At 67.1% G+C, this 20,340-nt stretch carries 19 protein-coding genes; 6 read left to right on the top strand and 13 right to left on the bottom strand.

What is annotated here, in order from left to right:
- Positions 1-6 precede the first annotated feature (6 nt).
- On the top strand, positions 7-909 hold the full coding sequence (gene hemF / locus J0F76_RS01360; RefSeq protein ID WP_377707327.1) for an oxygen-dependent coproporphyrinogen oxidase: 903 nt from the start codon (positions 7-9) through the stop codon (positions 907-909).
- Here hemF and J0F76_RS01355 read toward each other — a convergent pair.
- On the bottom strand, positions 906-1,784 hold the full coding sequence (locus J0F76_RS01355; RefSeq protein WP_207464902.1) for a DMT family transporter: 879 nt from the start codon (positions 1,782-1,784) through the stop codon (positions 906-908). The genes hemF and J0F76_RS01355 overlap by 4 nt on opposite strands.
- Positions 1,781-2,809 carry a uroporphyrinogen decarboxylase gene (hemE, locus tag J0F76_RS01350; protein WP_207464900.1) on the bottom strand — a complete coding sequence of 343 codons (1,029 nt, stop codon included), beginning with the start codon at positions 2,807-2,809 and terminating at the stop codon, positions 1,781-1,783. Before hemE ends, J0F76_RS01355 begins: the two co-directional genes overlap by 4 nt.
- Before the next feature lie 83 nt (positions 2,810-2,892).
- Here hemE and hemC point away from each other — a divergent pair, with 83 nt between their 5' ends.
- Positions 2,893-3,825, top strand: a complete 933-nt coding sequence (gene hemC, locus J0F76_RS01345; protein ID WP_377707326.1) for a hydroxymethylbilane synthase — start codon at positions 2,893-2,895, stop codon at positions 3,823-3,825.
- Between the two features lie 13 nt (positions 3,826-3,838).
- On the opposite strand, the gene lexA is transcribed toward hemC, so the two are convergent.
- From lexA to J0F76_RS01300, 9 genes are all read right to left on the bottom strand, one after another.
- Positions 3,839-4,540 (bottom strand): transcriptional repressor LexA, encoded by a 702-nt coding sequence (gene lexA / locus J0F76_RS01340; RefSeq protein WP_207465099.1) that lies wholly within the window; start codon positions 4,538-4,540, stop codon positions 3,839-3,841.
- A 101-nt stretch (positions 4,541-4,641) separates the two neighbouring features.
- Positions 4,642-5,820, bottom strand: a complete 1,179-nt coding sequence (locus tag J0F76_RS01335) for a molybdopterin-binding protein (protein WP_207464897.1) — start codon at positions 5,818-5,820, stop codon at positions 4,642-4,644.
- The gene (moaC, locus tag J0F76_RS01330; RefSeq protein WP_207464895.1) at positions 5,817-6,290 is read right to left on the bottom strand and encodes a cyclic pyranopterin monophosphate synthase MoaC; all 474 of its coding nucleotides are present in this window, start codon (positions 6,288-6,290) and stop codon (positions 5,817-5,819) included. Before moaC ends, J0F76_RS01335 begins: the two co-directional genes overlap by 4 nt.
- A complete protein-coding gene (gene trpC, locus J0F76_RS01325) occupies positions 6,287-7,078 on the bottom strand; it encodes an indole-3-glycerol phosphate synthase TrpC (RefSeq protein ID WP_207464893.1) in 792 nt (263 codons plus the stop codon). Before trpC ends, moaC begins: the two co-directional genes overlap by 4 nt.
- Positions 7,079-7,094: 16 nt before the next feature.
- Positions 7,095-8,033 carry a carbohydrate kinase family protein gene (locus tag J0F76_RS01320; RefSeq protein WP_207464891.1) on the bottom strand — a complete coding sequence of 313 codons (939 nt, stop codon included), beginning with the start codon at positions 8,031-8,033 and terminating at the stop codon, positions 7,095-7,097.
- A 12-nt stretch (positions 8,034-8,045) separates the two neighbouring features.
- The gene (locus tag J0F76_RS01315) at positions 8,046-9,305 is read right to left on the bottom strand and encodes a TFIIB-type zinc ribbon-containing protein (RefSeq protein ID WP_207464889.1); all 1,260 of its coding nucleotides are present in this window, start codon (positions 9,303-9,305) and stop codon (positions 8,046-8,048) included.
- 7 nt (positions 9,306-9,312) lie between these two features.
- Positions 9,313-10,425 carry an SPFH domain-containing protein gene (locus J0F76_RS01310; protein WP_207464887.1) on the bottom strand — a complete coding sequence of 371 codons (1,113 nt, stop codon included), beginning with the start codon at positions 10,423-10,425 and terminating at the stop codon, positions 9,313-9,315.
- Between the two features lie 57 nt (positions 10,426-10,482).
- Complete coding sequence (locus J0F76_RS01305) at positions 10,483-11,505, bottom strand: DUF2927 domain-containing protein (protein WP_207464885.1); 1,023 nt, start codon at positions 11,503-11,505, stop codon at positions 10,483-10,485.
- Entirely contained in the window at positions 11,502-12,692 is a 1,191-nt protein-coding gene (locus J0F76_RS01300; protein ID WP_207464883.1) for a toxic anion resistance protein, read from the bottom strand. The genes J0F76_RS01305 and J0F76_RS01300 overlap by 4 nt, the downstream gene beginning before the upstream one ends.
- Positions 12,693-13,055: 363 nt before the next feature.
- On the opposite strand from J0F76_RS01300, the gene J0F76_RS01295 reads away from it, so the two are divergent.
- Complete coding sequence (locus J0F76_RS01295; protein ID WP_207464881.1) at positions 13,056-13,733, top strand: sugar transferase; 678 nt, start codon at positions 13,056-13,058, stop codon at positions 13,731-13,733.
- Here the strand turns inward: J0F76_RS01295 and J0F76_RS01290 are convergent, their stop codons facing one another.
- Both J0F76_RS01290 and J0F76_RS01285 read right to left on the bottom strand, forming a co-directional pair.
- A complete protein-coding gene (locus J0F76_RS01290) occupies positions 13,734-14,444 on the bottom strand; it encodes a WecB/TagA/CpsF family glycosyltransferase (RefSeq protein ID WP_242689906.1) in 711 nt (236 codons plus the stop codon).
- Positions 14,445-14,561: 117 nt separating this feature from the next.
- A complete protein-coding gene (locus J0F76_RS01285) occupies positions 14,562-14,888 on the bottom strand; it encodes a DUF1330 domain-containing protein (RefSeq protein ID WP_207464877.1) in 327 nt (108 codons plus the stop codon).
- A gap of 200 nt (positions 14,889-15,088) precedes the next feature.
- Here J0F76_RS01285 and J0F76_RS01280 point away from each other — a divergent pair, with 200 nt between their 5' ends.
- The 3 genes from J0F76_RS01280 to J0F76_RS01270 are packed head-to-tail and all read left to right on the top strand — an operon-like array spanning position 15,089 to position 20,339.
- Positions 15,089-16,300, top strand: a complete 1,212-nt coding sequence (locus tag J0F76_RS01280; RefSeq protein ID WP_207464875.1) for an efflux RND transporter periplasmic adaptor subunit — start codon at positions 15,089-15,091, stop codon at positions 16,298-16,300.
- Between the two features lie 29 nt (positions 16,301-16,329).
- Positions 16,330-19,455 (top strand): efflux RND transporter permease subunit, encoded by a 3,126-nt coding sequence (locus tag J0F76_RS01275; RefSeq protein WP_207464873.1) that lies wholly within the window; start codon positions 16,330-16,332, stop codon positions 19,453-19,455.
- A complete protein-coding gene (locus J0F76_RS01270) occupies positions 19,452-20,339 on the top strand; it encodes a LysR family transcriptional regulator (RefSeq protein WP_207464871.1) in 888 nt (295 codons plus the stop codon). Before J0F76_RS01275 ends, J0F76_RS01270 begins: the two co-directional genes overlap by 4 nt.
- Position 20,340 lies beyond the last annotated feature (1 nt).

The raw sequence follows: 20,340 nt of genomic DNA, 5'->3' as shown, positions 1-20,340 counted from the left end.
TGAGGAATGCTAGCGCTGCGCGTTCAGGCTGGCAAATCAAGTTTGGAGAACCTTGTGGAACATGAACGCCGCACTGCCGCCGCCTGGTTCCGCGACCTGCGCGACCGTATCGTCACGGCCTTCGAGGCACTGGAGGACCGTGGCCCCGGCGCGGCGCCCGCGGGCCGTTTCGAGGTGACCCCCACAAGCCGCGACCGCGATGGCGGGGGCGGCTTGATGTCGGTGATGCGCGGCGGCCGTGTGTTCGAGAAGGTCGGCGTCAACTGGTCCGAGGTTCACGGAACCCTTGCCCCGCGCGCGCAGGCCGCCATGGCCTCTCGCGGGGTGCCGGGCATCGACACCGACCCGCGCTTCTGGGCCAGCGGCATCAGCCTGGTGGCCCATATGCAGAACCCGCACGCGCCAGCCGTTCACATGAACACGCGGATGTTCTGGACACCGGGCGCCTGGTGGTTCGGCGGGGGCGCGGACCTGAACCCCTGCATCGAATATCCTGACGACACGGCCCATTTCCACGACAGGCTGCGCGCCGCCTGCGATCGGCACGGGGCAGATTACTACGACCGTTTCAAGGCCTGGGCGGACGAGTATTTCTTCATCCCGCATCGCGGCCGTGCGCGGGGCGTCGGGGGCATCTTTTTCGACGACCTGAACACCGGAGACTGGCAGGCCGACTTCGACTTCACCCGCGCCGTGGGAGAGGCGTTCCTGCCCGCCTTCCTGCCCTTGGCGCAGGCGCGCATGGGCCAGCCCTGGTCGGATGCGGATCGCGACGCGCAACTGGTCCATCGCGGCCTTTATGCGGAATACAACCTCGTCTACGACCGAGGCACGAAGTTCGGGCTGGAAACCGGCCACAATGCCGATGCCGTGCTGATGAGCCTGCCTCCGCTGGCCAAGTGGATTTAGCGGACGGTAACCGCCAGCAGCCAGCCGACCCCTGCCAGGATCAGCGCCATGCCGGCCAGTTGCGCCGGCCTGATGGTCTGGCGAAAGACGCGGCCTGACAGGACCTGGGCCAACACGACCTCGACCAGGGCCAAGGTACGGACATTGGCGGCGGGCGTCAGGGCAAAGCCCATGAACCAGAACAGAGAGGCAAAGGCCCCCAAGGCGCCCGCCCCCACGGACAGCCGCCATTGCGATGCGATGCCCCGCAGCGACGAGCGGTCGCGAAGCAGCAGCCAGGCCAGCATGGCCGTAGCCTGAAGCCCCAGCGTGACCGCCAGAACCGTAATGGCACGAATGACGTAGCCGCCATCGGAAAGCGCCAGCAACGCCCCGCGAAACCCGATGGAGGACAGGCCGAACAGCGCGCCGGACAAGATGCCGGTCGTCACCGCCCCCCAGCCCGCGCGGCCCCAGGTCGCGCCAGAGGCAAGCACGACACCCAGCGTCGCCAAGGCGATGACGCCAAGCCGCGCGGGACCAAGCGGTTCGGCCAGGACGATGGCCCCGATCACGGCCAGGGTGACGGGTTCCGTCTTCATCAGCGCGGTGGCGACGCCAAAGCCCTTGTCCCGCATCGTCAGCAGCATGAAGGCCGTTGCGGCGATCTGTGCCATGGCCCCCAGGGCGGCCCACCCGATCACGGTCAGGTCCGGTCGGGGCATCGGCCACCATGCCGCAGCCAGAAGCAGCGCCAGGACGGCAAAGGGGAAGCCGAACAGGAACCGGACGGCGGTGGCCCCGATGGTACCGATCTCGCGCGTCAACCCTGCCTGCGCGGCGTTCCGGACAGTCTGCGCCGTCGCCGCGATCAGCGTCGCCGCGACCCAGATCATGCGCTGCGCACGGCCTCGATCATCGCGGCGACGTTGTCGGGGTCTGCATCCGGGGTGATCCCGTGGCCCAGGTTGAAGATATGCGGCCCGCCCCGGAAGGCACGGGTGATCCGCTGCGCCTCGGCCACAAGCTCCGGCCCGCCCGCGACCATATGCCGCGGGTCCAGGTTGCCCTGGACGCAGCCATCGACCTGGACATGGCTGGCGGCCCATTCCGCGCTGACGGAATTATCAAGCGCGACGCAATCGGCGCCAGTCGCCCGGGCAAAGCCGATGTAGCGGTCGCCTGCTTCCCGCGGAAAGGCGATCACCGGCACATGGGGGTGGCGCTGCTTCAAGGCCTCGATGATGCGGCGGGCAGGCGCGACGGCGAAATCGTCGAAATCCCGGCCCTTCAGGCTGCCGGCCCAGCTGTCGAACAACTTCACGACCTCGGCCCCCGCGTCGATCTGCGCCGACAGATAGAGGATCGTCGCCTCGGTGATGCGGTCGATGAGCGCGGCAAAGGTCGCCCGATCCCGATCCTTCAACGCATGGGCCGGACCCTGGTCGGGTGTGCCGCGACCCGCGATCATATAGGTTGCCACCGTCCAGGGCGCGCCTGCGAAGCCAATCAGCGCGGTTTCCCGCGGCAGTTCGCGCGACAGGATGCGCACGGTTTCATAGACCGGCCCCAAGCGATCATGGATCTGATCCGCCGACTTCAGCCGCGCCACGTCCTCGGCCGAGGCCACCGTCGACAGGCGCGGACCCTCGCCCGTTGCGAACCAAAGGTCGGCCCCCAGCGCCTGCGGCACCAGCAGGATGTCGGCGAACAGGATCGCGGCATCAAAGCCGAAACGGCGGATCGGTTGCAGCGTGACCTCGGCCGCAAGATCGGGCGTGTAGCACAGCGACAGGAAATCACCTGCCTGGGCGCGGGTGGCCCGGTATTCCGGCAGATAGCGCCCGGCCTGGCGCATCATCCAGATCGGCGGGGTGGGCAGCGTTTCGCCTGCAAGGGCACGCAGCAGAAGTTTGGTCATGGGGCCTCCTGCGGTTCCTTCAAGGCGAGCCTTCGGGCGTTGTCAAGCCGCGTCCCGGCGGTTATGCCGGGCACATGATGCAGATGCCCGACTCCACCCGCCCCCTCAAGATCGGCACCAGAGGCTCGATGCTGGCGCTTGCCCAGGCGCACGAGACGCGCGACCGCCTGTCCGACGCCCATGGCCTGCCGTCCGACGCCTTCGACATCGTGGTCATCAAGACCACCGGCGACCGGATCACCGACCGCCCCCTGAAAGAGATCGGCGGCAAGGGCCTGTTCACGCGCGAGATCGAGGATGCGCTTCTTGCCGGGCAGATCGACATCGCCGTCCACTCGATGAAGGACATGCCGACCATCCAGCCCGACGGCCTGGTCATCGACTGCCTGCTGCCGCGCGAGGATGTGCGCGATGCCTTCGTCAGCCCCCATTTCGCCTCGATCGGAGAGCTTCCCGCAGGAACGGTCGTGGGCAGTTCCAGCCTGCGACGCCGCGCCCAGCTTGCCTACCGGCGTCCTGACCTGCAGCTTGTCGAATTCCGCGGCAACGTGCAGACGCGCATGAGAAAGCTGGACGAGGGCGTGGCGGCGGCGACCTTCCTGGCGATGGCTGGCTTGTCGCGGCTGGACATGCTTCATGTCGCGCGGAACGCAATCGACCCCGCCGAGATGCTGCCCGCCGTGGCCCAGGGCGCCATCGGGATCGAGCGGCGGCGCGACGATGAACGAGCGGCCATGATGCTGGCCGCGATCCATGACGGCGATACCGGCCATCGCATCGCCGCTGAACGCGCCTATCTGACCAGGCTCGATGGATCCTGCCAGACCCCGATTGCAGGGCTGGCGGAACTGCGCGAGGGACGCCTGCTGCTGCGTGGAGAAATCCTGCGCCCTGATGGTTCGGCGGCGATCAGCGGTCATCGGGAAGGCGGCCTGACTGACGGAGCCGCCATGGGCGCCGACCTTGCCGAGGAACTGCTTGGCCGGGCGGGTCAGGGCTTTTTCGACCACCTCTGACCCGCGTCGTACCTTAGTAGCTGCGGATCAAGCCAACCAGTCGCCCTTGGATGCGAACGCTTTCCTCGGGCAGGATGCGGGTTTCGTAAGCCGGGTTTGCAGCCTCGAGCGCGATCATGCCACCGCGGCGGCGATAGCGCTTCAGCGTGGCCTCGTGACCCTCGACCAGGGCCACGATGATGTCGCCGTTTTCCGCCGTGTCCTGCTCGCGGATCACCACGACGTCGCCATTGTTGATCCCGGCCTCGATCATCGAGTCGCCTTGAACTTCCAAGGCATAATGATGCTCGCGCCCACTCAGCATGGTGCCGGGCACGGCGACATGGTGCGAGACTTCGGAAATCGCCTCGATCGGGACACCGGCCGCGATACGGCCCATCAGCGGCAGTTCGACCGCCGGGCTGTCGGCAATCGTGATCGCGCCGCGAGGGCGGGGTGCACGGGTGTTGGAGATGACCTTGGGCGTGAAACCTGCTTTAGCGCCCTCGGCCTCGACCAAAGCGTCGGGCAGGCGGACAATTTCCAGCGCGCGGGCGCGGTGGGGAAGCCTGCGGATGAAGCCACGTTCCTCAAGCGCCGTCACAAGCCGGTGGATGCCGGACTTGGACCGCAGGTCCAAGGCTTCCTTCATTTCGTCGAAGGATGGCGGGACACCGTCGCGCGCCATGCGCTTCTGGATGAAATCCAGCAACTGGATTTGCTTCTTGGTCAGCATTCCGTCGATCCCCGGCATCGTATTGTTCCGTATCTGTTCTATCGCAAAAGCAGAATCACGTCAACGAACAGAACAGCTGAACTTGAAAAATTCGTTAATCGTCAGCCGCGAAGGGGCAAAAAGCTGACAAGGTCTCCCGCGCGTCGCGCGGGATCACCGGCGGGGCGGACCAGCAGGGCATCCGCCTGCGCCATCAAGGACAATCGCGCGGAATCCTGGCTTGCAAAAGGCCGGATGAGCGGCAGATCGTCGCTCTCTGCCAAGGTCGCGCGAAGATAATGCTGCCTGTTTCCTTCCGGAGGCAGGTCAAGCGCAAGGCGGGCCTTGAGGAGACGCTTTCGCGAGGCAAGGCCCTGCATCGCCAAGACAAGAGGTTGGACGAACAAAACCCCGCAAACTATTGCTGAAACAGGGTTTCCCGGCAATCCGACCATCGGCGTCGCGCCCAGGCGGCCGGCCATCAGCGGCTTTCCCGGGCGCATGGCGATCTTGTAGAAGGCCTGCTGCAGGCCCAGTTCGGACGCCACCCGACCCACGAGGTCATGGTCGCCGACCGAGGCGCCTCCGATGGTGACGAGCAGATCGGCCCCGGCTGCAGCGGCAAAGCCCTGATGCAGGCTTTCAACGGTATCCCGTGCGATCGGCAGGATCACGGGCTCCGCTCCTGCCTCGCGCACCAGGGCTGCGATCGCCAGGTCGTTCGAACTGACGATTTGCCCCGGCGCCGGCGTGGTGCCCGGCCCTACCAGCTCATCGCCGCCTGCAAGGATGGCGACACGCGGACGTTTCGCGACGCTCACCACGGGAACATTCATCGCGGCCAGCAAGGCAATATCCGCGGTGCTCAGCCTGCGGGTGGGCGCATGATGGTCGCCGATCCGGAAGTCGTCGCCGGCGGGACGGATGTTGTCGCCGCCGGTGGTCTCAGTGATCGTGATGAGGTCGCCGTCACGGGCGACATTCTCTTGCATGACAACGCGGTCATAACCGGGGGGAACCGGAGCGCCCGTGAAGATGCGGACGGCGCTGGCGGGTTTGGCGCCGCCGGTAAACGGACGGCCAGCCGCGGCCTCGCCGATCACGGTCAAGGCCTGATGCAACTCTGTCGTGCGCACGGCATAGCCGTCCATGGCGGACGCGTTGAACGGAGGCTGTGTGATCCGTGCAACGGCAGGTTCTGCAAGGACCCGTCCCAAGGCTTGGTCAATCGGGATCTGCTCGCTGGCGACAGGACCCGCAAGGGACAGGACATGCGCCAGCGCTTCCTCGACCGAGATCACAGGTTTGCCTCGTAATCACCTGACTTGCCGCCGCTTTTCCTTATTAGACGAACATCCTGTATGACCATCGACTTCTCTGCGGCCTTCAGCATGTCGTAGATCGTCAAGCAGGCGACCGAGACAGCCGTCAACGCTTCCATCTCTACCCCGGTCTGGCCGGTGGTGCGCACTGTTGCCGTGACGCGGATGCCGGGCAAGTTGTGGTCGGCATCAAGCTCCAGCGACACCTTGCTGATTGGAAGCGGATGGCAAAGCGGGATCAGGTCCGAGGTGCGCTTGGCCGCCATGATCCCCGCCAGCCTGGCGACCCCCAGGACGTCGCCCTTCTTTGCGCCCCCCTGCGCCAGGGCCAGGGTCTCGGCGCCCATCACGACGCAACCCTGGGCAACCGCCTCTCGGGTCGTGATGTCCTTGTCGGACACATCGACCATGTGGGCCTGTCCCGCCGCGTCGAAATGGGTCAGGGTCATGCGGCTATGTCCAGGATCTGGCGGGTGGCGGCCGTCACGTCCGCTTGCCGCATCAGGCTTTCTCCGATCAGGAAGCGCCGGGCGCCGACCTGCATCATGGCGGAAAGATCTTCTGCCGTGAAAAGGCCGCTTTCGCAAACGATATCACGATCCGCAGGGATGCGCGGAGCAAGTTCTCGCGTTACATCAAGAGACAGTTCGAACGTCTTGAGATTGCGGTTGTTTATACCGACTAGAGGTGACTTCAGGCGCAGGGCGCGGTCCAGTTCGCCTGCGTCGTGAACCTCGATCAGGGCATCCATGCCCCAGTGGGTCGCGGCATCCTCAAGCTCGGCCGCCAAGCCATCATCGACCGAGGCCATGATGATCAGGATGCAGTCGGCGCCCCAGGCGCGGGCTTCGGCAACCTGGTAGGGATCGTAAAGGAAGTCCTTGCGCAGGACCGGAAGCGAACAGGCCCCCCGCGCCGCAGTCAGGAAGTCCGGCGCGCCCTGGAAGCTGGGCGCGTCGGTCAGCACGGACAGGCAAGCGGCGCCGCCTGCCTCATAGGCGCGAGCCAGGGCCGGTGGATCGAAGTCCGGCCGGATGAGGCCCTTCGAAGGGCTCGCCTTCTTGATCTCGGCAATCAGGGCGGCGCCGGTCCGGGCCTTCGCCGCCAGCGCCTTGGCAAAGCCGCGCGGGGCGGATGCCGCGCGGGCCTGCGCTTCGACATCGGCAAGCGGGCGTGCTGCCTTCGCGGCGGCTATCTCGGTCAGCTTGTAGGCCTTGATCTTGTCCAGAATATCCATGCGACAGTTCCAGCCCTTAGGATTGTTGTTCGGAAAGAACATTCGCGCCGGGCATCTCATGCGCCCAGGGCGGGTTTGCACCGGGGCGCGATACGGTGATGGCTGCGGCTTGCGCGCCAAGGGTCAGGGCGGCGGCGATCTGGTCGGCGGTGATCGTAGCCAGACCTTCCTTCGACAACACGCCCTGCCGCCGCAAGCTGGCGAGGACACCGGCGTTGAACGTGTCGCCAGCGCCGATCGTGTCGGCCACGGTCGTTCGGATCGCCGGGGCCGAGACGACATCGCCTGCCCAATGCGCCCGCGCACCGGCCGCGCCGCCGGTCTGCAGCACCAGCCGGGGCCCCTGGGACAGGACCTGACGGGCGGCATCTTCGGGCGTCACGTCGGGATGAAGCCATTCCAGATCGTCGCCGGACAGCTTGACGATATCGGAGCGCGCGATCAGCCGCGACAGCCGCGCGCGGTAGGCGTCGGCATCGTTGATGAAGAAGGGCCTGATGTTGGGGTCCAGCATGACCGGAAGCCGCTCGCCATCGCGCGCGATCAGCGCCTCGATGGCCGCGCCGCAAGGGTCCGGGACCAGGCTGATGCCGCCCGCGAACAGGGCCTCGATATGGCCGGGCAGGGGCGGAAGATCCTCGGGCGCAAGCATCCGCCCGGCAGAGCCTTCGTCATAGAAGGAATAGCGGGCCTCGCCCCCGGTCAGCGTCACAAGCGCCAGCGTCGTCAGACGGTCGGTGCGGGGGCAAAGGTCGGTGTTGACCGCGGCCTCGGCCAGAGGGCGCAGAAGAACGTCGCCGAAGGGATCGCGGCTGATCGGCCAGAGATAGGCCACGGGCTCGCCCAGCCGGCCAAGCGCGATGGCCGTGTTGTAGACCGAGCCGCCCGCCAGCGGGCGGAAGCTGCCGTTGTCCGGCACCATGTCGATCAAGGATTCCCCTGCGCACAGGATCATCGTCCCCTCCGTTCAATAGCCCTGGATGACAACATCGCCCCCCTGCAAGGCGGCCTCCAGGTCGATATAGCCGCCCGCATCGGCCACATACAGGAAAGCCGCTAGCGCAACCAGAGCGGCGATGACGGCCGCGGCGATTTTCCAGGCCGACCAGGGGCGCTCTCCCATGACGCGGCCGGACTGGCCGTTGACGACGAAGCGATAGCTTTTGCCGTTGTAGCGGTAGGCGGCCGTCCAGACCGGCAGGAGGATGTGCTTGAACGTCTCGGCCGAATGTTCGGTCTGGACATGCTCGACCCGCTGTTCGTCCCCGCCGATGTCGCGGCGGGCGTCGTTGAGGATCACGCCCGCCATCTCGGCCCGGGCGATCTTGTGACCCTCGGCCAGCGGGATCGTGTAGGCCTCGGCCTCCAGCCCGGCAAGGTAGTCGGGGCGGTAGGTCCGCAGATGCGACAGGTCCCACGGCGTCAGCCCGTCCGAGAACTTGCGCGGCAAGGACGCCGAGGCCAGCACCAGCACGTCGTTGAAGTCCCGCGCGACACGGCCCGACACCGGCCGCCAGCGGGTCCGCCGGACTTGCCGCGCCACCTGTTGGCTGCGGCCGTTGACCTGCTGCGTGACCCAGACGGTCTCATAATAGTGATCGCCGCGCTGTCCGGCATAGTCTGTCCGGGTTTGGGCATCGAAGGTCCAGTAGGGCGAATAGATGCCGCGCATCCTGCGGCCCCGTCGGGCATAGGCGGTCAAGCCCGACGGCGCGAACCACAGGTTGCCCAGCCAATCCTCCATCGCGCGATGGGCCTGATTCTCGGTCAGGCGGAAGGGCAGGACGCCCTGGGGCTTGATCTTGCGGCTGGTGCCCGTGTCGGTGACGACCGGCGTGGCGCAGAAGGGGCAGGCGCTGGCGTGGGTCGTGTCGCCCATCTCGATCTGGGCGCCGCAGTTGGGGCAGGACAGCAGGCGGACGGTCGCGGCGATGTCGGAGGCGGCGTCCAGCCGCAGGCCCTTTTCCAGCGGGATCTCGACCAGGTCGGGGGACTTGTGACCCGCGTCCCATTGCAGCGCCCGGCCGGTTTCGGGATCGGCCAGGATCGCGTCTTCGCCTTCCGACCCGCCCCGGCTCTGGCGCGCCGGCGCCTGGGCGGGACCCGCGCCTATCGCCTGCCGGTGGCCGCACCAGTCGCAGACCAGCATCTGCTGGCCCGGCTGGAAGCGCAGGCTGGCCCCGCACTGCTCGCAGGGATAGCGATGTTCCATCTGGGGCGTGGGCATCAGGCCATCAGCCGGGCAGCGGCGGCGGCATGGAGGGGAAAAGCTGCGACAGTTCCGGCACGTCACCCGCCTTGCGCCAGCCATCCTGACCCGGAGCCCAGACAAGCGTTTCACGCATGAACCGCCCCTCGGTCGCAAGACGCTCCAGCCCCGCGCGGTCGAACGGTCCCTCGGCCTGGCCGTTCAGGGCCACGTGCCAGACGGCGCCCGTTGGCGGCATGGGCGGCGGAGTGGCCGCGCCGGGCTGAGGAACGCTGCCCCAGGGCCCCGAGGCGGGCCGTGCCGCCATGCCCGCGCCAAGCACCGCGCCCATGGCGGCGCCCATCCCGGCCCCTGCCGCGCCGGGGTTCTGGCTGGCATTCACCATCGCCTCGCTTGCGGCATATTGGCCGAAACGGTCCAGATCGCCCAGGATGCCCATGGATGTCCGCTTGTCCAGCATCTTCTCGACATCCTGGGGCAGGCTGATGTTCTCGATGTAGAACTCGGGAATCGTCAGGCCATAGGCGGCAATCGTGGGTTCGATGGCCTTGGCGATCAGCTCGCCCAACTGGCCTGTGTTGGCGGCCATGTCCAGGACCGGGATGCCCGAACCGGCGATGACGCGCGAAAACTCCTGCACGATCACGTTGCGGATCTGGAAGGCGATTTCGTCGCTGGTGAACTCGCCATCCGTGCCCACGATCTCGGTCATGAAGCGGGCGGGGTCGGTGACGCGCATGGAATAGGTGCCGAAGGCACGCAGGCGAACCGGGCCGAATTCCGGGTCGCGCGCCATGATCGGGTTGCGCGTGCCCCATTTCAGGTCGTTGAAGCGCGTCGTGTTGACGAAATAGACCTCGGACTTGAAGGGGCTGCGGAAGCCGTGGTCCCAATGCTGCAGCCGGGTCATGATCGGGAGGTTGTTGGTTTCCAGCATGTAGAGGCCGGGACCAAAGGTGTCTGCAAGCTGCCCTTCATGGACAAAGACGGCGGCCTGGCCTTCGCGGACCGTCAGCTTGGCGCCGTACTTGATCGCGTTGCCGACGGTCGGAAAGCGCCAGACCATCGTGTCGCGGCTGTCGTCGGTCCATTCGATGACCTCGATGAACTCGCCGCCCAGAATGTCGAAGATCGCCATTGTCGCCTCCTCGGGATGCCTGGCCCATGTTAGGGGGCCGGGAAGGCCCGGCGCAAGTCAGAGGCTTTGGGCCAGCAGCTCGGAAGCGATCCGGCGGACGACCGGCTCGGCCTCGGCCGGGGTCATGCCGGGGCGCAGGCGCGGGTCGTACAGGATCTTCAGCAGCAGTTCGTCATGCCGGGTCAGCAGGGCGAATTCCTCGTCGTCGTTGAAGATCGAGGGGCGGGCATCGGGGCTGTCATTGGCAAGGCCCATGCCCTGCGCCACTTCCTCGTGGATGCACGAGCTTTGCAGCAGGGGCGGAAGCTCGGCCCGGATCAGGGCGACGGCGTTCGAATAGACGGGCGTGGCGCCCCGCGAATAGGCGAAGACGGTGCAGAAGTTGTCGGCGTCCAGGGCCTGCATCACCTCGATGTCCTGCGGCGGAATGCCGGGGACAAGCTGCGCCAGGCGCGGGCCGATGGCGCGGCGTTCGTCGTCGGACAGGACCATCACGACGAAGTTGCCGCCGCTGTCGGTCAGGGAAACCCGGTGGCCCGTCACCTCGGCCAGTCTTGCGGCGAACTGGCTGACCTCGACGCGATAGGCGCGGCGGGTCGCAACGTCCGAGGTGGTGCCGAACTCGATCTGCAGCCGCACGGGATCCTGCCAGCGGCGCAAGGGGGCGGGCACGCCGCCATCGACGGCCTGCATCCCGCCCTGCGCGTATTCGTCGCGCAGCGCGATGGCGATGAAGTTGCGCGTCAGCAAGTCGGCGTCGATGGGCGCGTCCAGCGGCACCCGGTCGCGGCGCAGGCGGCCCTGGCCGCGCAGGGCCCGTTCCGCGCGATCGTAAAAGTCGCGCTGCGCAGTGCTGGTGGCGCTTGCCTTGACCAGGGCTTCGGCAGCGGCGGCGTTGGCCGCGCGGTTCCGCTCGGCCCGGGCCTTGCGCAACTGCTCTTGCGAGGGGCCAAGGTCCTCGGGCCGGGCCATGGGTCTTGGCTCGGGAACCGGCGAGGCGGACTCGGGCGCCTGGCAGGCCGCCAGTGCCAGAAGCCCCAGCAGCGGCAGCCAGCGTCGGACTTGGACACCCACGCTCATTGCCGGATCGGCGTCCCCGGCGCCGACGGCCCTTCCTGGCGCCGGGCCGTCGCACGGGCCAGCGTGTCGCGAAGTTCCGCTTCCATCTTCGCCAGCTCGCCCTCGGCGGCGGCGCGGCGGGTGCGGCCCTCGTCGGCGATGCGCAACGAATCCTCGATGGTGGCGATCAGCTGCGCATTGGCGGCCTTGACCGAATTGATGTCGAAGACACCGCGTTCCGTCTGCGTGCGGATCTGGACATTGGCCTGGCGCAGGTTGTCGGCGTTGCGGGTCAGCAGCTCGTTCGTCAGGTCGCTGGCTTCCTTGACGGCGCGCGCGGCCTCGGCGCTGCGCTGGATGGTGACCGCCTGCGCCAGTTGCGTTTCCCACAGCGGCACGGTGTTCACCAGGGTCGAGTTGATCTTTGTCACCAGCGACTTGTCGTTTTCCTGCACCAGCCGGATCGAGGGCAGGGACTGCATCGTCACCTGCCGGGTCAGCTTCAGGTCGTGGACGCGCCGCTCCAGGTCGTCGCGCACGGCGCGCAGGTCGCGCAGCGCCTGGGCCTGCATCACCTGCTCGTCCTCGGGCGCGGACTTGAGCCGGGCCTCAAGCTGCGGAATGGCGGTCGTGTCCAGGTCCTGCAGCTTTTCCTCGCCGGCGGCGATGTACAGCGCCAGTTCGTCATAGAAGTTCAGCGTATGGCCATACAGCAGGTCCAGCGACTTGATGTCCTTCAGCAGCGTCTGCTCGTGACGCTCCAACTCGACCGTGATGCGGTCGATCTGGGTCTGGACCTGCTCGTAGTTGGCCACGAACTTGGCGAAGGGCGCCGACCGGCCAAGCAGCTTTTCCCACCAGCTTCGCGTCCGGCGCATGTCCAGTTCGCTGGTCGAAAAGCCGCGGATGGTGGTCACGATGCTGCGCAGGCTTTCGCCCGCGGGCCCGACGTCCTTGCTTTTGACGTCCGCCAGCATCTTCTGGCTGATTTCCTGCAGTCCGGCCTGCGCGCGCGTGCCGAAGCGCACGATCGAGCCGGTGTCGCCCAGATCGATCTCGTCCATGCGGCGGCGGATTTCGGCGGCAAGCTGGGGATCGGCGGATCGCACGGACAGCGGATCGGCCTTGGGTTCGGGCAGGGCGGCCTGGGTCAGATCCTCGATCTGGGTGCGGATGTCCTCGGCGCGGCGGCGGGTCTCGTCGGTCATGGCGTGGTTTCCTTATCCCTTCGTGCGGGCAGGCATGTCGCAGCGCAGCATAGGCGGAAACAGGCATAGATCAACCAAGCGGCACCGCGAATGTGACGGCCGCTGCTTGTCAGACACGGGACCGCGCCAGAATCACACATGCGGCGAGGGCCGGCGGCTGATCGACTCAGGGTTGTTCCGGCCGGTCCGAGGGGCGCCTGCAGGCAGAGCGGGCAGACAAACTATCCAAAATGGCAGGTTCCTAACCATTTAAATTAAAGTTTAGCCATATTCAGCGGTTTGGCGGAATGCTATGTTCCAATCGTTGCGAGTGAGCGCCTCAGTGGTTCGGGGTGCATTGTTTTTAGTGATGTGCAGGTAAAAATGTCGGTTAAGTCCCAGTCGGTCGTCATGGCCCGTGTTTCGGCCATTCCGTCCCATGCCAAGCAGAGCCCGTGGTTTTATCGCAGCTTGGTCAAGCGTCCTTTGGATATGCTTCTTGTTCTTCTGACCTCGCCCATCGTGGTGCCGCTGGTGCTGCTGCTGGCATTGATCGTGATGGTCGACGGAAAGAACCCGTTCTATTCGCAAAAGCGCATCGGCCGCGACGGCCGCATCTTCCGCATGTGGAAACTGCGCAGCATGGTCCATGACGCGGACCAGCGGCTTGAATCCTATCTGGCCGGCAACCCGCAGGCCCGGCAGGAATGGGACGCGGCGCAGAAGCTGCGCCAGGACCCGCGTGTCACCGCCTTTGGCCGCCTGCTGCGCGCCAGTTCCATGGACGAGCTGCCGCAGTTGTGGAACGTCCTGACCGGCGAGATGAGCCTGGTCGGGCCCCGCCCGATGATGCCGGACCAACAGAACCTGTATTCGGGCGACGGATATTACCGCTTGCGTCCCGGCATCACCGGGTTCTGGCAGACCGCCGGCCGCAACCGCACCACCTTCGCGGCCCGCGCCTGGTACGACGACCGTTATGAGCGCAGCCTGTCCTTCGGCAGCGACCTTGCGATCCTTCTGCGCACGGTTTCGGTCGTGCTGGGCCGGACGGGCTGCTGATCAGCGCCGCAGCTTCAGCGCCGCCACGGCCTCGGACGGCAGGATGGCGGCGCAGCGGGCATAGCGGGGCACCAGCCGCTTCGGCGCGGACACCATCCGCCACGCCCATTCCATCGCGATGCGCCGGACCCATTCCGGCGCGCGCGTCTGGTTTCCGGCCAGGAAATCCAGCCCGGCGCCGACCGACGCGAACCCGACCGACGGCGCCTCGATACGGCCAAGCGCAGCCAGGCGTTCCTGCTTGGGCGCGCCGAGGGCAAGGAAGCACAGCCGCGCGCCGCTGTCCCGCACCTGCCGCAACAGCTCGCGCGCCGCGTCGGTGTCGGGGTCGAACCCCATCGGCGGCGCGATCCGGGCGACGATCCGGCAGTCCGGGATGCGGCGGGTGATCTCGTCCGTGGCGGCGGACAAGGCCTCGTCGGTGGTTCCCACCAGGGCAATGCCGACACTTTCGGACGCTGCCAGCCGGGCCAGCGGGATCACGAGGTCGGACCCCGGGACCAGGTCCACCGGCCGTCCGGCCAGCCGCGACAGCCAGACGATCGGATTGCCGTCCGCCACCACAAGGTCCTGGCCGGCATAGGCCTCGCGGAAAGCATCGTCCTGCCGCAGCTTGACCAGGTGATCCAGGTTGATCGTCGCCAGGGCAAAGCCTTCGCTGGCGTGGAATCGGCGCGAAACCTCGGCCATCAGCGTCGCGTGGTCGGGCATGTTCACCCGAATCAGGGAAGGGCCATAGGCAAAATGCATGAGTTATCCGAAACAGGCCGGCGTTGGTCGCCGCGCCTGTTCCTTGCACCTTTGGCCGACACCCGCAATCCGGCTGTCTCAGCCTTTCGGCAGATAGGGGATGCTGCCCGCCAGATCGCTGTCGTCGATCAGGTGGAAGTTGCTGACGCTGCCGGCCTTGCGCGCCTCGGCGAAGGGGGCATATTCGGGATCGTCGGCGAAGGCCCGCGCGGCCTCCTTTGACGGAAATTCGATCAGCGCGACCAGCGTGCTGCCCAGCGGCTTGCCCTCGAGCGTGTCGATATGGCCCGACCGCGACAGATAGCGCCCGCCGTGCTTCGCCGCGATCTCGTGGACGCGGGCGGCATAGTCGGGCACCCATGCGTCGTCCGTCACCTTCACGTCCGCGATCAGATAGGCTGGCATCGGCTCCCCCCAAGTTGCCAGGTTCAGGGACCAGAGTGCCTTCGGATCGGGGTTCAGGCAAGCATTCTCCGTGCGCGGGCAACTGCAACGAAACCGTTGTTCTTTGGCCTGCATGACGCTAGCGTGATCGCCGGCGACGGGCTGCCCCTGCGAACGGGCAGGCGCCACCATCGGTTTATTCTCCCAGACGGACGGACAGCATGGCCACGCTGACTCGACTTCTTGTTCTTGCCGGCGTCATCGCGGCGACGTTTCCCGGCGGTCTTTCCGCCCAGGCTCCGGGCGGAGAGATGCCGCCCCCCGCCGTCACCGTCGTGACCCTGAAGGCCGAGGACGTGACGCTGACCGCCAGCCTGCCGGGCCGGGTCGTGGCCTCGGCGGAATCCGAACTGCGCCCGCAGGTCGGCGGCCTGATCGTCGAGCGTCTGTTCGACGAAGGCAGCCTCGTGGCCGAGGGCGATCCCTTGTACCGCATCGATCCCCGCACCTACGAGGCCGCCGTGGCCCAGGCCCAGGCCGCGCTGGCGCAGGCGCAAGCCCAGGCCGATGCCGCCCGGCGCGAGGCCGAGCGCGTGGTGACCCTGCGCGACCGGCGCGTTGCCAGCGAACAGACGCAGGACAGCGCCATCGCGGAACGCGATGCGGCCGAAGCCGCCGTGAAGGCCGCCGAGGCGCAGGTGCTGGCGGCGCAGATCGACCTGGACCGGACCACCATCACCGCGCCCATCGACGGCGTGATCGGCCTGGCGCAGGTCAGCCCCGGCGCCCTGGTCACGGCGGGGCAGGAAACCCCCCTGGCCGTGATCCGCCGGATCGACCCGATCCGCGTGGACGTGACCCAGTCCGCCGCCGAGATCATCCGCTGGCAGCGCATGGGCCCCGAGGCCGCCTTGCCTGAAGGGACCGACCGCACCGTGTCCCTGCGCCTGGCCGACGGCAGCACCTATGAGCACACTGGGTCCATGACCGCCGCCGAGCCGCATGTGGACGAGACCACCGGCGTCATCACGCTGCGGATGGAATTCGCCAACCCGGACGGTTTCCTGCTGCCCGGCATGTTCGTTCTGGCCGACATCCCGCAGGCGCAGTTGAAGGACGCGATCCTGGCCCCGCAGGAAGGCGTCAGCCGCGACCGGCGCGGGCGACCCGTCGCGATGGTCGTGAACGACCAGAACGTCGTCGAGGAACGCGCGCTCGAGATTGCCCAGGATCGCGGCGTGAACTGGGTGGTGACGGACGGCCTGGCGCCCGGCGACCGCGTGGTCGTGGCGGGCCTCCAGAAGATCGGACCGGGCGCCACCGTGGTTCCGCAGGAACGCGGTCAGGAACCCGCCGCCCCCGACGGACAAGCCGCCGCAGGGGCGCCCGCCGAACAGGCCGCCGCCGAGACCGCAGCCACGTCGGGCAACTGACGATCCAGACAACGAAGGCGTGACAGATCATGGCCCGTTTCTTCATCGACCGTCCGGTATTCGCCTGGGTGATCTCGATCATCATCATGGGCATCGGCATCCTGTCGATCCTGACGCTGCCCATCGCGCAGTATCCGCAGATCGCGCCGCCCTCGGTCACGGTGCGCGCCACCTATCCCGGCGCCTCGGCCGAGACGATCGCGAACACCGTCACGCAGGTGATCGAACAGCAGATGACCGGCCTCGACGGGCTGCGCTACATCTCGTCCTCGTCGTCATCGGCGGGGGCGTCGGAAACCACGCTGACCTTCGAGACCGGGACCGACGTGGACATCGCCCAGGTCCAGGTCCAGAACAAGCTGTCCCAGGCCACGCCCCTGCTGCCCGAACCCGTGCAGCGCCAGGGCGTGGTGGTCGAGAAATCGACCGCCGGCTTCCTGATGGTGATCGGCCTGATCGGCAACGACAGCTATGACCAGACGGATCTCTCGGACTACATGTTCTCGAACCTGGTGGACGACCTGTCCCGGGTCGAGGGCGTGGGCAGCGTGCAGGTCTTCGGCGCGCCCTATGCCATGCGCATCTGGCTGGACCCCGACAAGCTGGCCGCCTACGAAATGGCGCCATCGGACGTGGTGGCCGCCGTTTCCGCCCAGAACACCCAGATCTCGGCCGGGGCCTTCGGCGACCTGCCAACGGTCGAGGGGCAGCAACTGAACGCCACCGTAACCGCGCAGTCCCTGCTGACCACCCCCGAGGATTTCCGCCAGATCGTCCTGCGCGCCGAGGAGAACGGCGGCCTTGTCCTGCTGCGCGACGTGGCGCGGGTCGAGATCGGGGCGGAAAGCTATGCCACCGAGGCGACCTATAACGGCCGGCCCGCCGCCGGGATGGCGCTGTCGCTGGCGCCCGGCGCCAACGCGCTGGACACCGCCGAACGCGTCAAGGCACGGATGGAGGAATTCGCCGGGTTCTTCCCCGAGGGCGTGGAATACGTCATCCCCTTCGACACCTCGCCCTTCGTGGAAATCTCCATCGAGGAGGTCGTCAAGACGCTGATCGAGGCCATCGTGCTGGTCTTCATCGTCATGTACGTCTTCCTGCAGAACTGGCGGGCGACGCTGATCCCGACGCTGGCCGTGCCGATCGTCCTGCTGGGCACCTTCGGCATCATTGCGGCCTTCGGCTTCACCATCAACACGCTGACCATGCTGGCCATGGTGCTGGCCATCGGCCTGCTGGTGGACGATGCCATCGTCGTCGTCGAAAACGTCGAACGCATCATGGAGGAGGACGGTCTTGAACCGCGCGAGGCCACGCGCAAGTCCATGGGCCAGATCACCGGCGCGCTGATCGGCATCGCCCTTGTGCTGTCGGCGGTGTTCGTGCCGATGGCCTTCTTCGGCGGCTCGACCGGGGTGATCTACCAGCAGTTCGCGATCACCATCGTTTCGGCCATGGGCCTGTCGGTGCTGGTGGCGCTGACGCTGACGCCCGCGCTCTGCGCCACGCTGCTGCGGTCCAAGGACCATCATTCCAGGACCGGGCTGTTCGGCTGGTTCAACCGCAACTTCGACCGCACCACCAACGGTTATACCGGCGCGGTGGGCTGGCTGGTGCGGCGCCCGCTGCGGATGCTGCTGATCTATGCAGGCATCGGCGCGGCCATGGTTCTGCTGTTCCTGCGCACCCCCGAGGGTTTCCTGCCGGACGAGGATCAGGGCATCATGTTCGTGCTGATCCAGGGCCCGACCGGGGCCACCGCGGAACGGACGGCGGCCGTTGTCGACCAGGTGCAGGACTATTTCCTGAACCAGGAAAAGGATTCAGTCGATTCGATGTTCGGCGTCGTGGGCTTCAGCTTCGCGGGGCAGGGGCAGAACGTCGGCATGGCCTTCGTGCGCATGAAGGACTGGGATGAACGCCCCAACCCCGAACAGGACGTGCAGGCGGTCGCGGGCCGGGCCTTCGGTGCACTCAGCGGCATCCAGGACGCGATGGTCTTTCCCATCGTGCCGCCATCCGTGATCGAGCTTGGCAACGTCTCGGGCTTCGACTTCTTCCTGCAGGCGCGGGGCGGCCAGTCGCACGAGCAACTGCTGGAGGCGCGAAACCAGTTCCTGGGCATGGCCGCGCAAAGCCAGGTGATCGCCCAGACCCGCCCCTCGGGGCTGGAGGACGCGGCCCAGTTCAAGCTGAACATCGACTGGCGGCAGGCGGGCGCCATGGGCGTCACGGCGACCGACGTGGCCGGTCTGCTGCAGGTCGCCTGGACCGGGCGCTACGTCAACGATTTCGTGGATCGGGGCCGCATCAAGCGCGTCTATGTTCAGGGCGAGGCGACGTCGCGATCCACCCCCAGCGACTTCGACAAGTGGCGCGTCAGGAACGCCAGCGGCGGCCTGGTGCCGTTTTCCAACTTCTCGACCGGGGACTGGACCTTCGGCCCGCAGGGGCTCAGCCGCTACAACGGCATCCCGGCCATGCAGATCCAGGGCGGCCCGGCCCCCGGCGTCAGCACCGGCGACGCCATGGCCGAGGTCGAGCGCATCGTGTCCGACATGCCCGGATTTGCCGTGGCCTGGACCGGCCTGTCGCTGGAGGAGCAGGAATCCGGCGACCAGACCCTGCTGCTTTACGCGCTGTCGCTGGCGGCGGTGTTCCTGTGCCTGGCCGCGCTTTACGAAAGCTGGTCCATCCCGCTGGCGGTGATCCTGGTCATGCCCATCGGCGTCCTGGGGGCGCTGCTGGGGGCGTTCCTCGGCGGCTTCGACAACGGCGTCTTCTTCCAGGTGGGCCTGCTGACGGTGATCGGCCTGACCGGCAAGAACGCCATCCTGATCGTCGAATTCGCGCGCGAACAGTCGGACGCCGGCGTTCCGCTGTTCAAGGCCGTGGTCGAGGCCGCGCGCCAGCGGTTCCGCCCCATCGTCATGACCTCGATCGCCTTTACGCTGGGCGTCCTGCCGCTGCTGCTGTCCACGGGCGCAGGGGCCAACGGCCGCAACGCCATCGGCGCCACGGTGATCGGCGGCACCGTCGCGTCAACCGTGATGGGGATTCTGTTCGCGCCGCTGTTCTTCGTGCTGATGGTGCGGCTTCTGGGCGGTCGGAAGGACCGCCAGACAGACGCCGCGGTCGCACCCGCCGAATGATCGACAAGCTGGAAATGTTCCTGGCCGTCGCCAAGGAACGCCATTTCGGACGCGCCGCAGCCAGCCTGGGCATCACGCAGCCCACGCTGTCGGCAGGCATCAAGCAGTTGGAAGAACAGCTTGGCGTCCTTCTGGTCTTCCGCGGCTCGCGCTTCGGCGGGCTGACCCCCGAGGGGCAGTCGGCCCTGGTCTGGGCGCGCCGCATCGTCGGCGACACCCGCCAGTTGCGGGACGAGATGCGGGCGACCCGCCACGGCCTTTCGGGCCAGTTGCGCATTGCCGTGATCCCCACGGCGCTGACCTGGGCCGCGCGGATCAGCGCGCGCTTCGGCGCCGCCCATCCGAATGTCGGCATGACGATCCTGTCGCGCACCTCGGTCGAGATCCTGCAGATGATCGACGATCTGACCGTCGACGCGGGGATTTCGTATCTGGACAACGAGCCGCTGGGCCGGGTCAGCACGGTCAGCCTGTATGACGAACGCTATATGCTGGTCTGCGCACAGGATTCTCCGCTGGTCGCGCGGGATCGCGTGGCCTGGTCCGATCTGGCGGGGCACCGGCTGTGCCTGCTGACAAGCGACATGCAGAACCGCCGGATCATTAACCGCAACCTGATCGAGGCGGGCGTGACCCCCCAGGCGACGGTTGAATCCAGTTCCACGGTAGTTCTGGTCGCCCATGTGCTGGAAGGGGGCTGGATCACCATCCTGCCCGAGGACATCGCGGGTTTCCTGACCCAGGGCAAGCCGCTGCGGACCATTCCGCTGGACGGGGACGGCGCAAGCCATGTCGTCGGTCTGGTGGCACCTTGGCGGGAACCTCATACCCCCGTGCTGGAGGCGCTGCTGACCGAGGCGCGGCGTATGGCGAACGATAGATGAT

The organism is Paracoccus fontiphilus (genome assembly GCF_017356265.1).
GTDB classification, from domain to species: domain Bacteria; phylum Pseudomonadota; class Alphaproteobacteria; order Rhodobacterales; family Rhodobacteraceae; genus Paracoccus; species Paracoccus fontiphilus.
Note: the sequence above shows the minus strand (reverse complement) of the source record. Positions and strands in the feature narration are given on the sequence as shown.

Coding starts and splice junctions, on each gene's coding strand:
- hemF (WP_377707327.1), top strand. CDS start 7: ATGCTAGCGCTGCGCGTTCAGGCTGGCAAATCAAGTTTGGAGAACCTT.
- J0F76_RS01355 (WP_207464902.1), bottom strand. CDS start 1,784: ATGATCTGGGTCGCGGCGACGCTGATCGCGGCGACGGCGCAGACTGTC.
- hemE (WP_207464900.1), bottom strand. CDS start 2,809: ATGACCAAACTTCTGCTGCGTGCCCTTGCAGGCGAAACGCTGCCCACC.
- hemC (WP_377707326.1), top strand. CDS start 2,893: ATGCCCGACTCCACCCGCCCCCTCAAGATCGGCACCAGAGGCTCGATG.
- lexA (WP_207465099.1), bottom strand. CDS start 4,540: ATGCTGACCAAGAAGCAAATCCAGTTGCTGGATTTCATCCAGAAGCGC.
- moaC (WP_207464895.1), bottom strand. CDS start 6,290: ATGACCCTGACCCATTTCGACGCGGCGGGACAGGCCCACATGGTCGAT.
- trpC (WP_207464893.1), bottom strand. CDS start 7,078: ATGGATATTCTGGACAAGATCAAGGCCTACAAGCTGACCGAGATAGCC.
- J0F76_RS01320 (WP_207464891.1), bottom strand. CDS start 8,033: ATGATCCTGTGCGCAGGGGAATCCTTGATCGACATGGTGCCGGACAAC.
- J0F76_RS01315 (WP_207464889.1), bottom strand. CDS start 9,305: ATGCCCACGCCCCAGATGGAACATCGCTATCCCTGCGAGCAGTGCGGG.
- J0F76_RS01310 (WP_207464887.1), bottom strand. CDS start 10,425: ATGGCGATCTTCGACATTCTGGGCGGCGAGTTCATCGAGGTCATCGAA.
- J0F76_RS01305 (WP_207464885.1), bottom strand. CDS start 11,505: ATGAGCGTGGGTGTCCAAGTCCGACGCTGGCTGCCGCTGCTGGGGCTT.
- J0F76_RS01300 (WP_207464883.1), bottom strand. CDS start 12,692: ATGACCGACGAGACCCGCCGCCGCGCCGAGGACATCCGCACCCAGATC.
- J0F76_RS01295 (WP_207464881.1), top strand. CDS start 13,056: ATGTCGGTTAAGTCCCAGTCGGTCGTCATGGCCCGTGTTTCGGCCATT.
- J0F76_RS01290 (WP_242689906.1), bottom strand. CDS start 14,444: ATGCCCGACCACGCGACGCTGATGGCCGAGGTTTCGCGCCGATTCCAC.
- J0F76_RS01285 (WP_207464877.1), bottom strand. CDS start 14,888: ATGCCAGCCTATCTGATCGCGGACGTGAAGGTGACGGACGACGCATGG.
- J0F76_RS01280 (WP_207464875.1), top strand. CDS start 15,089: ATGGCCACGCTGACTCGACTTCTTGTTCTTGCCGGCGTCATCGCGGCG.
- J0F76_RS01275 (WP_207464873.1), top strand. CDS start 16,330: ATGGCCCGTTTCTTCATCGACCGTCCGGTATTCGCCTGGGTGATCTCG.
- J0F76_RS01270 (WP_207464871.1), top strand. CDS start 19,452: ATGATCGACAAGCTGGAAATGTTCCTGGCCGTCGCCAAGGAACGCCAT.